This is a genomic window from Mycobacterium sp. OTB74, from assembly GCF_029892685.1.
Lineage (GTDB): Bacteria > Actinomycetota > Actinomycetes > Mycobacteriales > Mycobacteriaceae > Mycobacterium.
Genome location: NZ_JARXVD010000001.1, coordinates 585,667 through 602,683, shown reverse-complemented (window position 1 = coordinate 602,683; position 17,017 = coordinate 585,667). Strand labels below are relative to the sequence as shown.

Here is a 17,017-nt window from a genome sequence, read left to right as displayed (position 1 = left end):
GTTATTTCCCTTTGCGTACAACAGGATTGGAGAGAGTGCCGATGCCCTCAACGGTGATGGCGACAGTGTCGCCGTCTTCGATCGGGCCGACCCCCTCGGGGGTTCCGGTGAGAATGAGGTCGCCCGGCAGCAGCGTCATGACGGCCGAGGCCCACTCGATGATTGCGCCGACGTCATGCAGCAGCAGCGCGGTGTTGCTGTCCTGCCGCTTCTGCCCATTGACCTCGGTGCGGATATCCAAATCCGAAGGATCGACAGCAGTCTCGATCCAGGGGCCGACCGGGCAGAAGGTGTCGTGCCCCTTGGCCCGCATCCACTGGCCGTCCTTCTTCTGCTGATCGCGCGCCGACACATCGTTGGCGATGGTGTAGCCGAGGATGTAGTCCTTGGCCTTGGCGGCGGGGATGTCCTTGCCCGGACGCTCGATGACGACCGCCAGTTCGCCCTCGTGGTGCACCGGGTTGGCATTGGCCGGGAGCTGGATCGGCACGTTCGGCCCGATGATTGCCGTGTTCGGCTTGAGGAAGATCACCGGGTCCTCCGGCGGTTCGCTGCCCATCTCGCGTGCATGCGCCGCGTAGTTCTTACCCATGCAGATGACCTTGCTGGCCAGGACCGGTGCCAGTAGCCGGACGCCGGCCAGCGGCCAGGACCGGCCGGTGAAGGTGGGGTTGCGGGACAAGTACTGCTCGGCGATCTCTTTGCAGACCGCATCGGAGTTCGGGTCGCCCTCGATCACCACGAAAGCGACACCGTCTGGACTGGCAATTCGACCTAGACGCATAGATAAAGCCTAGTGGCGGCCCTAGTACGGGCTCGCGTCAGCTCTGGACCTAGTGCAGGCTGCCCCAGAATCGGGTCAGGACCTCAGCACCGCGAGCCGGGTCTTGAACCATCCACCAATGCCCGAGCCCGTCGAGCACTTCGGTGCGGGCACCGGCACGCTCGGCAGCGCGGCGCCGAATCTCTTCGGAACCTACATATGGATCGTCAGTGGCAAGGATAGACAGGCCCGGCCTTGCCCGGGCGTTCTCCAGTGCCTGGCCGGCTTCGGCCATCGCGGGCTGACGCGCCGAGCGGTACAGAGCCAAGATGGCGCGGCCCATATCCGGTCCCTGAGCCTCGGCGATCAACAGTCCAACATCCGTCGGCATTCCGGCCGTGGCATACAAGGCGGCGCGCTCTTCGGGTGTGCCGCCCAGGAAGTCCTCCACCATCTGCTCACCCTCGCCGGGTGTCTGCCACACCTGCGCGAGGTCGTGCCAGACGTAATCCTGGTCGAGTACGCCGACGATGTCGCTGACCCAGCTGCGGACGAGCTCCGGGCGATGCATCACCAGGTTCAACACATGGCCGCCGCCCCAGTCGTGCCCGACCAGATCGACCGGCTCGCCGAGCGCTTCCAATTGCGCTTCAAGCCAGTCTCGGTAGGCATGGAAAGTCGCCGGGAAATCGTCGGGTAGTGGCGCACCGAATCCCGGTGGCGACAGCGTTATGACATCGTCGCGTCCGAGCTCGCCGATAAGTGGCCCCCAGATTGCCGCACTCTCCGGATTGCCATGCACCAGAACAACTGTCATGGTCGATGTCCTGTCACGGGTTATCCGACCGAAGGTGTCAAAGCAGCTTGCTTCAACCTCGAATCATGTTGGCGGCGATGGCGATTCGTGGCAGCAACCCGGTAGAGGAACGCCGGGTGAAATAACCTGGTAGGCGCGTCCAGGAGGCCGGTGACCCTGGCGAACTGGGTAAACACCGCGGGATCAGTTTCGGCCGCCGTCAACACCTGGTGCATAAATCGGTTCGTGAGTTGCATCGCCGGCGTCCGGCGTCCTTCGACCTCCGGGAACACCAGGTCAGACCCCGCGCCCATGCCCCACGCCACACCGATCGCTTTGGCGGCAGCCCGGAAGTAACGTCGAGACAGATTTGTGGTGCCGCTGCGCAACGCGTGCTGCAGCGCCATCGCATCCATCGCAGCCACGGACATGCCCTGCCCGTAGATCGGGTTGAAGCTGCACATTGCGTCGCCGCAGACAAGTAGTCCCGCCGGGAATCGGCGCATCTTGTCGTACCTTCGCCACTGGCTGCACGGCATCCGGTGTTGCATCACTGGCCCTATCGGCTCACCGGCCTGAACGGCTGGTAGCACGTCCGGTGGTGCGAACTTCTGGACGAACGCCAGCATGCCGGGCAGGTCGCGAGGCGGTTCATGACCTGCCATTCCGTACGCGGTGAAAATCCATTCGTCATTTTCGCAACGGAACAGAGCCAGCCCGGTCGGCCGGCCGGGGGCCGGAGTGATCAGGGTCATCATCGACTTGACCGTGCCCGCTGGAATCCGCAGTGCTTGGCTCACATACGTGGTCTGCATGACGATTCGATCCTCGGTCGGCCGTCCGTAGCCGAGTTTCTCCAGGGTTGCCGGGGTATGTGCCGCTCGGCCCATGGCATCCACTACGAGGTCCGCCGTCAATTCCCGCTCAACGCCGCCGCCATGTCCGACAATCCACGCACCCGTGACACGACTCCGATCCGGCGTCGCGGTCAGGTCGGTGACGTCATGACCGTCGATGATCGTCACGTTCTCCAGAGCCCGCAGCCGTCGCCGGATGTGACACTCCAGCAACGGCCGGCTCGGCTGGTACACCGCAATCTCATTGAGATCGCCAGTCGCCGTACCCGAGTGCACCATCACGTGTCCGCTGTAACCGAGGTAGAACCGCGACAGGTCGCCGTCGTCGCCCATCGGAACGCCATCGGCGACCAGGTCATCGAGAAGCCCAGGAAACAGTGCCTTGATGGTCTGCGCACCGCGAGCCAGCAGGGCGTGGGGATGCCGGCCCTGTGGGACACCTCGGCGATTGGCGGAATCGTCCGACAGCTGGTCGCGTTCAACGACCGTGACCGAGCCGTAGAAGTCGGAGAGCACTCTGGCCGCCAATAGACCGCCGATACTCCCGCCGAGGACCAACGCGTGATCGCCGAGCTTCGCCATGGCACACCCCTGCTGGGCTGGACTTATAGGACGCTGGAAGTGTGCGATGTCTGTGAATCAGCTGAATAGAGTAGGTCACTACTCTATTTGTCCCGGTGTCGATCTGATTGAAATGGCGATGAGAATCGCCGTCCTCCCAGAAAGTAGGCCCATGTCCACACAGATCTTCGCGAAAATCGGTGACATCAAAGGTGAATCGGTCCACGCCGGGCATGTGGACGAGATCGACGTGGTGTCGTTCTCGTGGGGCGTCGCGCACGCTGCGTCCGGGCCGGCAGGCGGGGGTGGTGCCGGCGTGGGCAAGGCAGCGTTTCAGGAACTGGTGATCGTTCATACGGTCGACAGAGCCACACCCGTGCTAATGCTGGCATGCGCTACCGGGCGGCACCTCAACGAGGCGACCATCAGCCATCGCAGAGCGGGCGACAACCAGCAGGACTATCTGACAATCAAGCTCGGTGAGGTAACTATCGCCGCCGTCACCCAGAACGGCGAAGCAGTTGCGCCATACACCGAGACTGTGAGTCTGCGGTTCTCGAAAGTCGATCTGCTGTACCGCAGACAACGCCCTGACGGAACCCTCGATGACGGCCAGCATTTCATCTTCGACCTGCGGACCAACGTCGCCGGCTAGTTCGCGTCACATCTTTTCGCGACCACGCTCCGCACCTGACGCGATAGGTACTGAATCTCATATTTTGAGATATCAGTTCGATATTTTGAGATTCCGGTGCCACCATCGAGTCATGACAACCACCATCTCCGCCGCCCGACGCTGGTTGATGCTGGTTATCGCACTCGGGTCGACCATGTGCGCCAATGTGTTCATCAACGGTGCGGCGTTCCTTATCCCCACCCTGCATCGCGAACGCGGCCTGGATCTGTCGCAGGCCGGACTGGTCTCGGCCATGCCGAGCTTCGGCATGGTGCTGACTTTGATCGCGTGGGGTTACGTCGTGGACCGGGTGGGCGAGCGATTCGTGCTGGCCGTCGGCTCGCTGTTGACGGCGTTGGCGGCCTTCGCCGCTGCGTGGGCGCATTCGTTGGTGGTGGTCGGCGCGTTCCTGTTGCTGGGTGGCATGGCGGCCGCGAGTTCCAACTCGGCGAGTGGGCGATTGGTCGTGGGCTGGTTCCCGCCGGAACAGCGCGGGCTGGTGATGGGTATCCGGCAGACCGCACAGCCCCTGGGGGTTGGCTTGGGCGCCTTGGTGATTCCAAGATTGGCTGAGTCCTCCGGAGTGTCCACTGCCCTGTTGTTCCCGGCTCTGGCGTGTTTGGTTGCCGCGGTGGTGACTGCTCTCGGTGTGCTGGATCCGCCTCGGCCACCCCGATCCGAAGCTCCTGCTTCACATTTGGCCAACCCGTACCGCGGATCGTCGGTGCTGTGGCGCATTCATGCGGTGTCGGTGCTGCTGGTCGTGCCGCAATGTCTGGTGTGGACGTTCGCGCTGACGTGGTTGATGACGTCGCACGGTTGGTCCGCTGGTGCAGCCGGAACCATGGTGCTGGTGGCCCAATTGTGCGGTGCCGCAGGGCGAATTGCGGCGGGACGGTGGTCGGACATGGCGGGCTCGCGGCTGCGTCCGGTGCGGACGATTGCCTGGGCGGCGGCGTTCACCATGGGATTGCTGGCCCTGACCGATTACCTGCACTGGCCTGTCGCGGTGTTTGTCATGGTGGTGGCCTCGGTGGTCACAGTGACCGATAACGGCTTGTCGTTCACCGCAATTGCCGAAATCGCAGGCCCGTTCTGGAGCGGCCGGGCCCTGGGTACCCAGAACACGTCCCAGTTGTTGACGACCGGCATCGTGCCGCCGGTGTTCGGTGCCCTGATCGGTGTCTTCGGATTCCCCTTCGCCTTTGCCATGTGCGCACTGTTCCCGATCGTGGCGGCCCCGTTGGTCCCAGTGGCCGCTGACCCCCTTCGCTCCCGAACGGACGAACGGGCCGCAAAAGTCGAGTAGCGGCGGCCGTTTCGTCGATCTCGGCATTAGTCGTCGAGTTCCCGACTCACATTGCCAGCCACAAAGTGGCAAACTGATTGCCATGGGCAATGCGCTCTACGACGACGGCCTGATGATGCTCGACGAGGACGGACTGACCATCCGCCACTACTACTTTCCGCTCGCCACCGCAAAAAGACTGCCGTACAAGGCAATCCGAGGTGTCGAGGTCCGGCGGCTCGGGCTGTTGACCGGCCGAGGCCGGATTTGGGGCACCGCGAGCCTGAGCCACTGGTTCCCGCTGGATTGCAGACGTCCGCAGAAATCGGTCGTCGTGGTGATTCACACCGCCGGTTCGGTGAAGCCCTGCGTGACGCCGGTAGACCCACAGCGGTTTGTCGAGGTGCTGCGCGATAGAGGGGCGGCTGCCCGATCCACGCACGATTAGCCTCGCCGGCGTTCCGGCTCCGCCGGCTCACGGGTTGCCGAGGGGCGCGGCCGGAATTCAGGGCGCCATGCGCCTAGCGCTCATGCTCCAACACCTGCACCAGCACATCGTCTTGCCAGGGCTGGCGCGCGCACGTATCCGCCACCCTGAAACGCCCCCGCTCGAACTCTCCGGTAGCGGCATCGACCAACCGGTAGTCCTGTGATTGCCGCTGAATCGGTTGTCCATCAACCACAATCACGCGCACTTCACCCGGATCAAAGTGGCAGCGGGCCTGCAGGGCGGCAATGAGCTGCTCGTTGTGCAGATGACCGTCACCAAAATTCCACCCCACCGCGTACGCGCAGAACTGCTCGCCTTCAAGAATCGCGTATTCGATTCCGGGTGGAACGACGCGGTTCAACAGTGTCAGAAGAGCGCGGCCATTGGCGAACATCACCCGGAATGCCAGTGCCAACTCCTTGGGTACTTCCGCGTCGTCGGCACCGTAGAACTTCTCGATCTGCTTGTGCGGCAACATGCCCAGCCCGATTCGCTGTGCCTCGATCTTCCGACACGCCGATTCGGTCAAGCACCACACCGACACATCCCAATTGCCCGCGTAGTAGCGCATCCCGGGCAGAAACGACACCCGACGCGGATACAGATTGCCGATCACGATCGTGGTCCCCACGACCGCCATCAATGCGATGACGCCCCACGCCTGAGGAAATTGTAAGTCCTGCAGGCCGAATCGCGCCTTGTCTACGAAAAGCGTTGCGATAGCGAAGATCATGTAGACGTTCCACTCCAGCGGCACCCCCAGCGGAATTGAGGTCAGGATCACCAAGTGGAACAACACCATCAACCCTGCAGCGGCATAGCTGACCACGCCACCGCGGGAGAAGAACAGCACCAGCGGCACCCCGAACTCGATGACGGTGCCACCGTGAGCCAGCAGACCAGGTATCCAGCTGGGTTGAAGGTCGTCAGGGAATCGACGGAACATTTTGCGCCGCAACCACTTCGACCGCAACAATGGATTGTTGGCCATCATTGTCGCCACGACGTATGGGAAGTGCCGATTGAGCTTGGACACCGCGGCGCCGAGCCAAATCGCCAGCATCACCAACTTGGCCGCCACAATCATCGTCGGGCCGACGAACACGAACGTCAGCGTGAGAGTGCCGTATACCTCGCCACGCGCGGCGAGAAATATTGTCTTGTCGCGCAATCCGATCAGCACCAGAATCGCGACCACCAGCAACGGTTTCCAGACGGCAAGCACCCCGACTGTCGTATCCAGCGCGGGTATGGGGCCTGTTCCATCCGAGAATAGGATCCACAGCGCCGCGACAATCAGTGCGGCGTACAACAACACGTCGACAATCGAGCGACGATTACCAGCGGTGAACGGAACCCGCCGCGGCCACGGTGGCAAACGGATGGTCCCGGTCCGCATCCAGTACAGCGGAGAGCCCAACGGAGGCATGACCTTTCCGGTCAGCGGACCGAAACCACATCCCAGCCCCAGCACCTCGTACAGCAGTGACCACACCACGGCCTTCTGGAACACGATCGGCTCGCGCCACCAGGTGCCGATGTTGGCCCAACCGTCGACACCCCGGGTCGCCAGCGCGAACCCGATGGCCGCCAAGACGAACAATGCAATCTTGATGGCGTAAAGGACGTAGAAAACATCCGGATACCCCATGCCCCGCTCGGCGATGTGCCGCGCCATCGGTCGTAGTCGTTCGGCACGGTCGCCTCGGCGCCATTCGGCGATGTCGACCTGAGGCAAATCAGGACTGAGGAATCCCACGGCGCACCTCTGAAGCTGAAAAGTAGCTGTCAATGCCGGGAATTTAGCACTCTGCGCTCAAAGAGGGGCAGGATTCAGATCCTGCTGACGCACTGCATCCGACACATCAGCGGCCCCGGCCACCAACAGAATTCGGCTGGGTCAGCAGGTGCTCGACCACGTGGCACGCACTCCCGACAGCCGAGCGGTTGAAGCTCCTCGGCATCCCGGCTGCCACCAAGCAGTTGAACAGCTAGGTGCCGATAACCCCGGATGGTCAGAACTGACATTTCGGAGCTGAACACTGGGGAGCGTTATGCGGTGCCGGTGCCGGAGCAGGACGCGGTGCCGGGGCCGGACGCGGCGCCTCGTGTACGGGCGGTGCCTGCCGGGCGGGCGCCTGGCGGACCGGGGCCTCAGGTGCCGGAGCCTGTCGAGGAGGCTCTTGTCGAACCGGGACCTGCTGAGCAGGAGCTGGTGCCTCTCGGGCTGGAGCTTCAGGCGCCGGGGCGTGTTGTGGCGGCCGCTCTGTTTCGATCCGCTGCTGCGGTGGATCCTGTCGGTCCGGTTGTGCCTGCCGCGCCGGCGGATTCGATTCCGGCGCCCGTGAAAGGAAATTGCTCCCGTCTGGCGCCGAAGGCCCGCCCGGAGGCGCGGACTCGGGGCCCCGCGGGGTCGCCGGTTTCTGGTCGACAGGTGGGGCCGCCACAGGGTTCTCTGAGCCAGCCTTCGGAACGATTGCCGGCAACCCCGGAGCAGAATGTGGATCCGCTCCCGGCGCGATATTGGCCGGAGCCGACTTTCCTTGCGGCTTAGCCGGTGTGGAGGCAGGCACCGGCGCAAGCTTGGGTACGGTAAACCCGGGCGACACCTTCGACGGCGGGGTAGTCGGTGCAGGCGCCGTCAATGCCGGTGGTGCCAAAGAGATCTGGTCGTTTGCGATCGGCGCGCCAGGCCGCTGTCTCGACGTCGAAGCCGAGGGCGTACCGACTGGCGCGGCGGCCCCCGTGGCGAGGTGCTTGGCGAAGTCGCGGGCTGATTCGCCCGAGAGGTCCTTCATCAGCGGCCCAGTGGTGCTGGCCGCCTTGTCGTTGGAGATGAACTGTGCCAGTGAGACATTCAGGTTCACCACCGGAGCCGAGGTGTGTGTGATGACGTTCGTGACTGACCGGGCGGTGCTCACCGCAGCGGCCGGTGGTGCCCAGTCGCGGTTGCGCGGATTATGCCAATCCCGGTTCATGTTCCAGTTTTGGTAAAGATCCGGGTCGAATCCGTGGGCGTGGTCCCACTGCGCGCGGTGGTACACCGGATCGCAGTTCTGGAACTTCCATTGGTAGTACTGCTGGTACGGGTGGTGGCTGTTGTACCAGTCCTGATCGCGCGGGTCACCCGGGCGGCCGCGGTGTTGGCCCCATTCGTTGCGGCCATCGCGGTCCCAGCCGCCGCGGTCGTAGCCCGCCCAGTTGTAGCCGGCCCAGTTGTAGCCCCAGTGGTCGTAGCCCCACCGGTCGTATCCCCAGCGGTCATAGCCCCACCGGTCGAAGCCGAGGAAGTCGTAGCCGTATTGGTTGTAGCCGCTGAGGTCGTAGTTGTACCAGTCGGTGGGGTTGTAGCCGTAGAGCTGTCCCCAGGACGGGTCGTAGTAGCCCAGGTCTTGCAGGTCCGGCGTCAATGGCGGGTCAACGGGCTGCGGCCAGTAAGCCTCGGGGTCGGCCGGCACGTCAGGCGGCGGTGGGACGAAGTCACCGGACATCTGGTCGACGGTGGCCACGTTCCCGTCGTCACCGGGGGATGCGTACCCCCAGGTTGGCGCAGTCGCATTCATCAGCGCCACGTCGGGCAGCTGCGCCGGGTCGCCCGGGGCGGCGGCCTGCGGAGGTGCGGGCAGCGCCGGCAGTTGCTGCGCCGAATCGGGCGTGTACTGCAGAAGTTGTTGTGTCAGTTGCATATAGAGGTTCTGCAGACTGGTCCGCTGAGGTGACGGCGACAAGTAGTCCAGGTCCTGCTTGGCGTGATTGAGCGCGGTGCGGGCGTCAGTCAGCTGATCGGACGACGGCTGCTGTCCGCTGCCCAGGATGTCCTGCGCGGTCTTCAGTTCGCTGACGACGGCCGTCAGGGCGACGTCTTGCGCATGCCCGGGAAATAGCGTCTTGTCGATACCCCACAGCGCGCCCCCGGGTGAAGACTCATAGGAACCACCCAGCAGGCCCGCCACGAGCAGCACGGCCACCCCAGCAGCCGTGGCCGCCTTGTGCCGGCGAGTCCCCTGCATGAGCCTGCGCCAGCGCGACTCTGGTTTCAGGCGCGGCACAATGTCGTAGTGGACGGGTGGCGGACTGACAGTCGTCATATCGACCTCCTCACGCCCCGTGACCGCAGGTCGAGTCGCTCCCGACCGCGCAAATTACGGGTGTTTAGGCGCCTACTGGTGCTGGCCAGATTCCATGCCTGCACGACTAATAAGCACAACTAAAGGCTACGCAGACCTGCCGCGCCCGCCAGTATCCAAGCGCGATTCTCATCAACCCATAGCTCCTACATAGCCACGCACAGGAAGCACTGGAGCCCAGTTGCTTTCAGCACATACGTCACAGGCGTAACGACGCTCGATGAGCACGGCATACGCCGACACCGCGGACGCGCGTGCTCACGTCGAACAGGATGGCGCCCAAGAATTGGATTGCGGCCGAAGACCATTGGAGACAGCGCAGCACCATTACATGCCGCACCCATCCGGCCGTGGTCAAGAACCACGACTCGCTGCTACGCCCAGATCGACGAAATGGCCGGATCTACTCAGACTTTGCCGTCCGTTCGTCCGTTTGGGCGAGAAACCCGCTAGAGCAGACCGACAATCCGGTCGCCGGTCTCCGATGTCGACAACTTCGCCGAGCCCCGCGTCGAAAGGTGCTGTGCCACAGCCTTGTCCACCCGCTCGGCAGCCTCGGTCTCACCGAGGTGCGTCAGCAGCAGAGCCACGCTCATGACCGCCGCGGTCGGGTCGGCCAGACCCTGGCCCGCGATGTCGGGCGCGCTGCCGTGCACGGGCTCGAACATCGAGGGGTTGGTGCCGGTGGCGTCTATGTTGCCCGACGCGGCCAGGCCGATACCGCCGGACACCGCCGCCGCCAGGTCGGTGATGATGTCGCCGAACAGGTTGTCGGTGACGATCACGTCGAAGCGGCCCGGGTCGGTGACCATGTGGATGGTCGCGGCGTCGATGTGCTGGTAAGCGGTCTCGACGTCCGGGTACTCCACACCAACCTCGTCGACGGTGCGCTTCCACAGCGACCCGGCGAAGGCCAGCACGTTGTTCTTGTGCACCAAGGTCAGGTGATGACGCCTTTCCCTCGCCTTATCAAAGGCGTAGCGCACCACGCGCTCGACGCCGAAGCGGGTGTTGGTGGACACCTCGGTGGCCACCTCGTGCGGGGTGTCGACGCGGATCGCGCCGCCGGTGCCGGTGTACGGCCCCTCGGTGCCTTCACGCACCACGACGAAGTCGATATCCGGGTTGCCGGCCAGCGGGCTGTCGACGCCTGCGAACAACTTCGACGGCCGCAGGTTCACGTGATGGTCCAGAGCGAAGCGCATGTTCAGCAGCAGGCCACGCTCCAGCACACCGCTGGGCACCGACGGATCGCCGATGGCGCCCAACAGGATTGCGTCGTAACCCTTGAGCTCGTCGACGAAGCCCTCGGGCAACGTCTCACCCGTAGCGTGATAGCGCCGGGCACCCAGGTCGTATTCGGTGCGGTCAACCCCGGGCACCACCACGTCGAGCACCTTCAGACCCTCGGCGATGACCTCGGGTCCGATGCCGTCACCGGCGATGACTGCAAGCTTCACGACAGGTCCACCAATTCCAGAGTCGTTGCGCCAACAGCCGATTCGATGGCACTGAGCACATCGGCAGGCACCTGCTGGTCCAGCCGCAGCATCACCGTCGCACCACCACCGTCGGCGTCCTGCGACATCTGCGCCGCCAGGATGTTGACGTTGGCGCCGCCCAGCAGGGTGCCGATCTTGCCCAGGGCACCGGGCTGGTCGGCGTAGTTGAGGATCAGGTTCACACCCTCGGCACGCAATTCCAGGTTGCGTCCGTTGATCTGGACGACCTTCTCGACCAGCTGCGGACCGGTCAAGGTGCCGGCCACGTTGACGACCGAACCGTCGGCCAGCACCGCGCGCACGTCGACGACGCTGCGGTGATTGGGGCTTTCCGATTCGGTGGCGATAGTGGCCTGCACACCACGCTCAGCGGCCAGAGCCGGTGCGTTGACGAAGGTGACCTGGTCTTCGATGACCGCCGAGAACAGGCCACGCATCGCCGAAAGTTTGAGAATCTCAACGTCTTCCGCGGCGAGCTCGCCGAGTACCTGCACATCCAGCGAGGCTGGCAACTGTGGCGTCAGGGCACCGACCAGCAGGCCCAGCTTGCGGACCAGGTCGAGCCACGGGGCGACCTCCTCGCCCACGACGCCGCCACCGACGTTCACCGCGTCCGGCACGAACTCGCCGGCCAGCGCCAGCTTCACACTGGCCGCGACATCGGTGCCGGCCCGGTCCTGAGCCTCTTCGGTAGACGCGCCCAAGTGCGGGGTGACGACGACCTGCGGCAGCTCGAACAGCGGGCTGTCGGTGCACGGCTCGGTGGAGAACACGTCAAGGCCGGCGGCACGGACGTGGCCGCTGTTGATGGCGTCGGCCAGGGCCTGCTCATCGATCAGGCCACCGCGGGCGGCGTTGACGATGATGACGCCCGGTTTGGTCTTGGCCAGGTTCTCCTTGCCGATCAGGCCGGCGGTTTCCTTGGTCTTGGGTAGGTGCACCGAGATGAAATCAGCACGACCCAAAAGCTGATCTAGGGGCAGCAGCTCGATGCCCAGTTGCGCGGCGCGAGCGTGCGAGACGTAGGGGTCGTACGCGACGATGTGCGCGCCGAAGGCGGCCAGACGCTGGGCCACCAGCTGGCCGATGCGGCCCAGGCCGACCACGCCGACGGTCTTGTCGAAGATTTCGGTGCCGGAGAACTTCGAACGCTTCCAGGTGCGCTCACGCAGGGTTGCGTCGGCGGCCGGAATCTGCCGGGCCGCGGACAACAGCAGCGCCAGCGCATGCTCGGCGGCGCTATGGATGTTGGAGGTCGGAGCGTTGACCACCAGCACGCCACGGGCGGTGGCGGCGTCGACGTCCACGTTGTCCAGGCCGACGCCGGCGCGGGCGACGATCTTGAGCTTGGGGGCTGCGGCCAGCACCTCGGCGTCGACCGTGGTGGCCGAGCGCACCAGCAGGGCGTCGGCATCGGGCACGGCGGCCAGCAGCTTTTCGCGGTCGGGTCCGTCGACCCAACGGACCTCTACCTGGTCGCCCAGCGCGGCGACGGTCGATTCGGCGAGTTTGTCAGCAATGAGTACGACAGGAAGGCTCACGCGGCAAGGATAGTGGTCCGAGGTACTGACCTCCCAACCGCTTCCCCGCTTGAGCTCGTTTGATCAAAGCCCTTCGTACCATCTAGTGGTGGATGTCACCGTCGTCGGTAGCGGGCCCAACGGATTGGCCGCCGCCGTCATCTGCGCCCGCGCCGGCCTCTCGGTCCGGGTCATCGAGGCCCAACCCACCCCGGGCGGCGGCGCGCGCAGCGCCCCGGACCCCGAATACCCCGACGTCCTGCACGACGTCTGCTCGGCGGTGCACCCGCTGGGCATCGCCTCACAGTTCTTCGCCGAGTTCGATCTGGCGGTCCGCGGGGTCGAACTGGTGGCTCCGGAGATTTCGTATGCCAATCCGCTGCCGTCCGGCCGCGCGGCCATCGGGTACCGCTCGCTGGAGCGCACCTGCGCCGAGCTGGAGCACGGCTCGTCGTGGCGGCGCCTGTTCGGTCCGCTGGTCGACCATGCCGACGGCGTCATCGGGTTCTTCCTCGGTGACAAACGCTCGCTGCCGCCGGACCTGCTGACCACCGTGCGCACCGGGTTGCGGGTGCTGGGACAGGGCAGCCCGGCCTGGAGTGTGCTGCGCGGTGAGGACGCCCGAGCCCTGTTCACGGGTGTCGGCACCCATGCCATCCACCCCGTGCCGTCGCCCATCAACAGTGGCGCCGGGTTGATGCTGGGCACTGTCGCACATACCGAAGGCTGGCCTGTTCCGGTCGGCGGCACCCAGGTGATCACCGATGCACTGATCGCCGATCTTCGCGCCCATGGCGGTGAGCTGATCACCGGATCGCCAGTGACCAGCCCGCCGGAAGGCGTAGCCATCTACGACACCGCACCCACCGCACTTCTGGACATCTACGGCGCTGCCGTGCCTGATCGATACGCAAAAGCGTTGCGCCGTTATAAGTTTGGGCCGGGTGTGTGCAAGGTCGATTTCGTACTCAGCGGCGAAATCCCGTGGCGCGACCCGCGGATGGCAGCGTCCCCGACCATTCATCTCGGTGGCACCCGGGCTCAGATGGCCGCGTCCGAGCGCGAAATCGCGCACGGTCGACATGCCGAACATCCGATGACCCTGGCCGCTCTGCCACACCTGGCCGATCCGTCCCGGATCGATTCTCAAGGCCGACGACCGCTATGGACCTACGTCCATGTGCCGGCGGGTTCGACCGCTGACCTGACCGAGACGGTGACGCGATTGTTCGAGCAGGCCGCGCCGGGATTCCGCGATTTGGTGCTGGCAGCGCGAGTTGTGCCGGCCGCCGAGATGTCGCAGCACAACGCCAACTATGTGGGTGGCGACATCATCGTCGGCGGCGCGACACTGAAAGCCGCGATGGTCGGGCCGACCGTGCGGGCCAACCCATTCACCACGCCCATCCCCGGCGCCTACTTGTGTTCGTCGGCCGCCCCGCCGGGCACCGGCGTGCACGGGATGTGCGGCTTCTACGCCGCACGGACGGTGTTGAAGCGTGAATTCGGGATAAAGACTCTGCCGTCGCTGGCGCCATAGTGTTGGCTTGGCTCATGGCCAAGCTCTCTGTCATCTACTACTCCGCAACCGGTCACGGCACCACGATGGCGCATCGCGTCGCCGCCGCTGCAGAAGCAGCAGGCGCCGAGGTCCGGGTGCGGCCCGTCGCTGAGACCGCGGATCCTGCGTCGTTCGCGCACAATCCGGCGTGGACTGCGAATTACGAAGCCACAAAAGATCTTCCGACCGCCACCGGCGATGACATCGAGTGGGCCGATGCCGTGATCTTCGGCTCCCCGACCCGGTTCGGGTCGGTGGCTTCGCAGTTGCGGGGTTTTCTGGATTCGCTCGGTGGGCTGTGGTCGCAGGGCGCGTTGGCCGACAAGGTATACGCGGGATTCACCTCGACCAACACGGCACACGGCGGGCAGGAAACCACACTGCTGTCGCTGTACATCACGCTGATGCATTGGGGCGGGATCATCGTGGCACCGGGCTACACCGACCCGCTCAAGTACGTCGACGGCAACCCGTACGGCGTAAGCCTGCTGGCCAACCACGACAACATCTCCGAGTTCGACGAAGCCACCGAGAATGCGTTGGAACACCTGGCCCGCCGGGTCGTGCAGGTCGCTGACCGGCTGACGAGGTAAGTATTCGGGTTGGCTGGGCGTGATGAGAATCGCCATCAGCGGGACCGGGATCGCGGGGCCGACCCTGGCGTACTGGCTGCACCGCGACGGCCATCAGATCACCCTGGTCGAGCAGGCTCCGGCCCTCCGGACCGGCGGCTATGTCGTCGACTTCTGGGGAGCGGGCTATCGGATCGCCGAGCGGATGGGGCTCGGACCGCAGTTAGGCACGGCCGGGTATACGGTGGGCGAGGTGCGGCTCGTCGACCGGCGCGGTCACAGGGCGGGCGGATTCCGCACGGACGGGTTCCAGCGGATGGCCGGGGGACGGTTTACCAGTCTGGCACGCGGCGACATGGCAGCCATGATCTACGGCACCCTCTCAGAGGATGTCGAGAGCATCTTCGGTGACAGTATCGCCACTGTCGAACAGGACGAGGCAGGTGTTCAAGTCGGCTTCCACAACGGGGGTGCCCGTGAGTTCGATCTCCTGATCGGGGCCGGAGGCCTGCATTCACCGGTGCGGCGGTTGGTATTTGGGCCCGACGCGGATTTCGAGCGGGACCTCGGCTACCGCGTCGCCGCATTCGAGGCGCGGGGCTATCGCCCCCGCGATGAGTTGGTCTATGTGTCGTACGGGGCTCCGGGGCGCATGGTGAGCCGGTTCGCGATGCGCGATGACCGCACCATGTTTCTGCTGATCGGCACCAGCGACCGATTTCGCAGCGCAGATCCGCACGGGCCTGATGAGATCAAAGAATCCCTCGGTGCGGTGTTCGGTGGGATGGGTTGGGAATGCCGGCACATCTTGGACACGATGCAGGGCTGCGACGACATCTATTTCGATCGGGTAAGTCAGATCGCGATGGACACCTGGTTCAAGGATCGGGTCATGCTCATCGGTGATGCGGCGGCCGCGGTATCGCTGCTGGCTGGCGAGGGTACCGGCCTGGCCATGGTGGAGGCCTATGTGCTCGCCGATGAACTGCATCGCGCAAAGGGCGAATACCGCAAGGCTTTTCATGAATACCAGCGGCTGCTGCAGCCGCTGATCGCCGGCAAGCAACGCTCAGCCCGGCGGTTCGCCGCGACTTTTGCCCCACGGACATGGCCGGGCGTGTGGGCCCGCAACAAGCTGAGCCGCCTGCTGTCGCTACCGTACGTCGGCGACCTGCTCATCGAGCGGCAGCTCCGCGACGACATCGCCGTCGCCGAGTAACGACTTGTGCACGTTTACCGGCGATCTCGGCCGGTAAACGTGCACAAATCGCGTTGGGAGCTAGGCAGTCTCGGTGATCGGCCGGTCGACCCAGCTCATCAGGTCGCGCAGCTTCTTGCCGGTGACCTCGATGGGGTGCTCGGCGTTCTCCTTGCGCAGACCCTCGAGCTCCTTGTTGCCGCCCTCGACGTTGGCGACCAGACGCTTGACGAAGGTGCCGTCCTGGATGTCCTTCAGGATGGCGCGCATGCGCTCCTTGGTGTCGGCGTCGATGACACGCGGACCGGACAGGTAGCCACCGAACTCAGCGGTGTCGGACACCGAGTAGTTCATGCGGGCGATGCCACCCTCGTACATCAGGTCGACGATCAGCTTGAGCTCGTGCAGCACCTCGAAGTAGGCCATCTCCGGGGCGTAGCCGGCCTCGACCATGACCTCGAAACCGGTCTTGACCAGTTCCTCGGTGCCACCGCACAGCACGGCCTGCTCGCCGAACAGGTCGGTCTCGGTCTCTTCCTTGAAGGTGGTTTTGATGACGCCGGCGCGGGTGCCGCCGATGCCCTTGGCGTAGGACAGCGCCAGCGCCTGGCCCTCACCCTTGGGGTCCTGGTCGATGGCGATCAGAGCCGGGACGCCCTTACCGTCAACGAACTGACGACGCACCAGGTGGCCCGGACCCTTGGGGGCAACCATGCCGATGGTGACATTGGCCGGGGGCTTGATCAGGCCGAAGTGGATGTTCAGGCCGTGGCCGAAAAACAGCGCGTCGCCATCCTTGAGGTTGGGCTCGATGTCGTTCTTGAAGATCTCGGCCTGCGCGGTGTCGGGCGCCAGCAGCATGATCACGTCGGCCCACTTGGCGACCTCGGCCGGGGTGTCGACCTCGAGACCCTGCTCGGTGACCTTCTCGCGGGACTTCGAGCCCTCCTTCAGGCCGACCTTGACCTGCACGCCCGAGTCACGGAGCGAAAGCGAATGCGCGTGCCCCTGGCTGCCGTAGCCGATGACACCAACCTTGCGACCCTGAATGATCGACAGGTCGGCGTCGTCGTCGTAGAACATCTCAACTGCCACTTACTTATTCC

Annotated in this window: 14 protein-coding genes; 6 read left to right on the top strand and 8 right to left on the bottom strand. The window is 64.7% G+C overall.

Annotated features, from left to right (window positions below; translation table 11 throughout):
- Position 1 precedes the first annotated feature (1 nt).
- The 3 genes from M2432_RS02905 to M2432_RS02895 are packed head-to-tail and all read right to left on the bottom strand — an operon-like array spanning position 2 to position 2,998.
- Positions 2-784 carry a fumarylacetoacetate hydrolase family protein gene (locus M2432_RS02905; RefSeq protein WP_280825222.1) on the bottom strand — a complete coding sequence of 261 codons (783 nt, stop codon included), beginning with the start codon at positions 782-784 and terminating at the stop codon, positions 2-4.
- 49 nt (positions 785-833) lie between these two features.
- Positions 834-1,580: an alpha/beta fold hydrolase gene (locus M2432_RS02900; protein WP_280825221.1), complete on the bottom strand. Its 747-nt coding sequence runs from the start codon at positions 1,578-1,580 to the stop codon at positions 834-836.
- A gap of 20 nt (positions 1,581-1,600) precedes the next feature.
- On the bottom strand, positions 1,601-2,998 hold the full coding sequence (locus tag M2432_RS02895; protein WP_280825220.1) for a 2-polyprenyl-6-methoxyphenol hydroxylase-like oxidoreductase: 1,398 nt from the start codon (positions 2,996-2,998) through the stop codon (positions 1,601-1,603).
- A gap of 151 nt (positions 2,999-3,149) precedes the next feature.
- On the opposite strand from M2432_RS02895, the gene M2432_RS02890 reads away from it, so the two are divergent.
- From M2432_RS02890 to M2432_RS02880, 3 genes are all read left to right on the top strand, one after another.
- Positions 3,150-3,632 carry a type VI secretion system tube protein Hcp gene (locus M2432_RS02890; RefSeq protein WP_280825219.1) on the top strand — a complete coding sequence of 161 codons (483 nt, stop codon included), beginning with the start codon at positions 3,150-3,152 and terminating at the stop codon, positions 3,630-3,632.
- A gap of 112 nt (positions 3,633-3,744) precedes the next feature.
- A complete protein-coding gene (locus M2432_RS02885; RefSeq protein WP_280825218.1) occupies positions 3,745-4,962 on the top strand; it encodes an MFS transporter in 1,218 nt (405 codons plus the stop codon).
- 82 nt (positions 4,963-5,044) lie between these two features.
- Complete coding sequence (locus M2432_RS02880) at positions 5,045-5,389, top strand: hypothetical protein (RefSeq protein ID WP_280825217.1); 345 nt, start codon at positions 5,045-5,047, stop codon at positions 5,387-5,389.
- A gap of 73 nt (positions 5,390-5,462) precedes the next feature.
- Here the strand turns inward: M2432_RS02880 and M2432_RS02875 are convergent, their stop codons facing one another.
- The 4 genes from M2432_RS02875 to serA all read right to left on the bottom strand — a co-directional run bounded on the left by M2432_RS02875 (position 5,463) and on the right by serA (position 12,601).
- Positions 5,463-7,190, bottom strand: coding sequence for a DUF3556 domain-containing protein (locus M2432_RS02875; RefSeq protein WP_280825216.1), 1,728 nt, complete (start codon positions 7,188-7,190; stop codon positions 5,463-5,465).
- Positions 7,191-7,446: 256 nt separating this feature from the next.
- On the bottom strand, positions 7,447-9,519 hold the full coding sequence (locus tag M2432_RS02870; RefSeq protein ID WP_280825215.1) for a hypothetical protein: 2,073 nt from the start codon (positions 9,517-9,519) through the stop codon (positions 7,447-7,449).
- Positions 9,520-10,007: 488 nt separating this feature from the next.
- Complete coding sequence (locus tag M2432_RS02865; protein ID WP_280825214.1) at positions 10,008-11,018, bottom strand: 3-isopropylmalate dehydrogenase; 1,011 nt, start codon at positions 11,016-11,018, stop codon at positions 10,008-10,010.
- On the bottom strand, positions 11,015-12,601 hold the full coding sequence (gene serA / locus M2432_RS02860) for a phosphoglycerate dehydrogenase (protein WP_280825213.1): 1,587 nt from the start codon (positions 12,599-12,601) through the stop codon (positions 11,015-11,017). Before serA ends, M2432_RS02865 begins: the two co-directional genes overlap by 4 nt.
- Before the next feature lie 88 nt (positions 12,602-12,689).
- Between serA and M2432_RS02855 the strand changes: the two genes are divergently transcribed.
- The 3 genes from M2432_RS02855 to M2432_RS02845 are packed head-to-tail and all read left to right on the top strand — an operon-like array spanning position 12,690 to position 15,932.
- On the top strand, positions 12,690-14,120 hold the full coding sequence (locus tag M2432_RS02855) for an NAD(P)/FAD-dependent oxidoreductase (RefSeq protein ID WP_280825212.1): 1,431 nt from the start codon (positions 12,690-12,692) through the stop codon (positions 14,118-14,120).
- 14 nt (positions 14,121-14,134) lie between these two features.
- Positions 14,135-14,734 carry an NAD(P)H:quinone oxidoreductase gene (gene wrbA / locus M2432_RS02850; RefSeq protein ID WP_280825211.1) on the top strand — a complete coding sequence of 200 codons (600 nt, stop codon included), beginning with the start codon at positions 14,135-14,137 and terminating at the stop codon, positions 14,732-14,734.
- A gap of 22 nt (positions 14,735-14,756) precedes the next feature.
- The gene (locus M2432_RS02845; RefSeq protein WP_280825210.1) at positions 14,757-15,932 is read left to right on the top strand and encodes an FAD-binding domain; all 1,176 of its coding nucleotides are present in this window, start codon (positions 14,757-14,759) and stop codon (positions 15,930-15,932) included.
- 60 nt (positions 15,933-15,992) lie between these two features.
- Here the strand turns inward: M2432_RS02845 and ilvC are convergent, their stop codons facing one another.
- Positions 15,993-16,994: a ketol-acid reductoisomerase gene (gene ilvC / locus M2432_RS02840; protein WP_280825303.1), complete on the bottom strand. Its 1,002-nt coding sequence runs from the start codon at positions 16,992-16,994 to the stop codon at positions 15,993-15,995.
- Between the last annotated feature and the right edge of the window lie 23 nt (positions 16,995-17,017).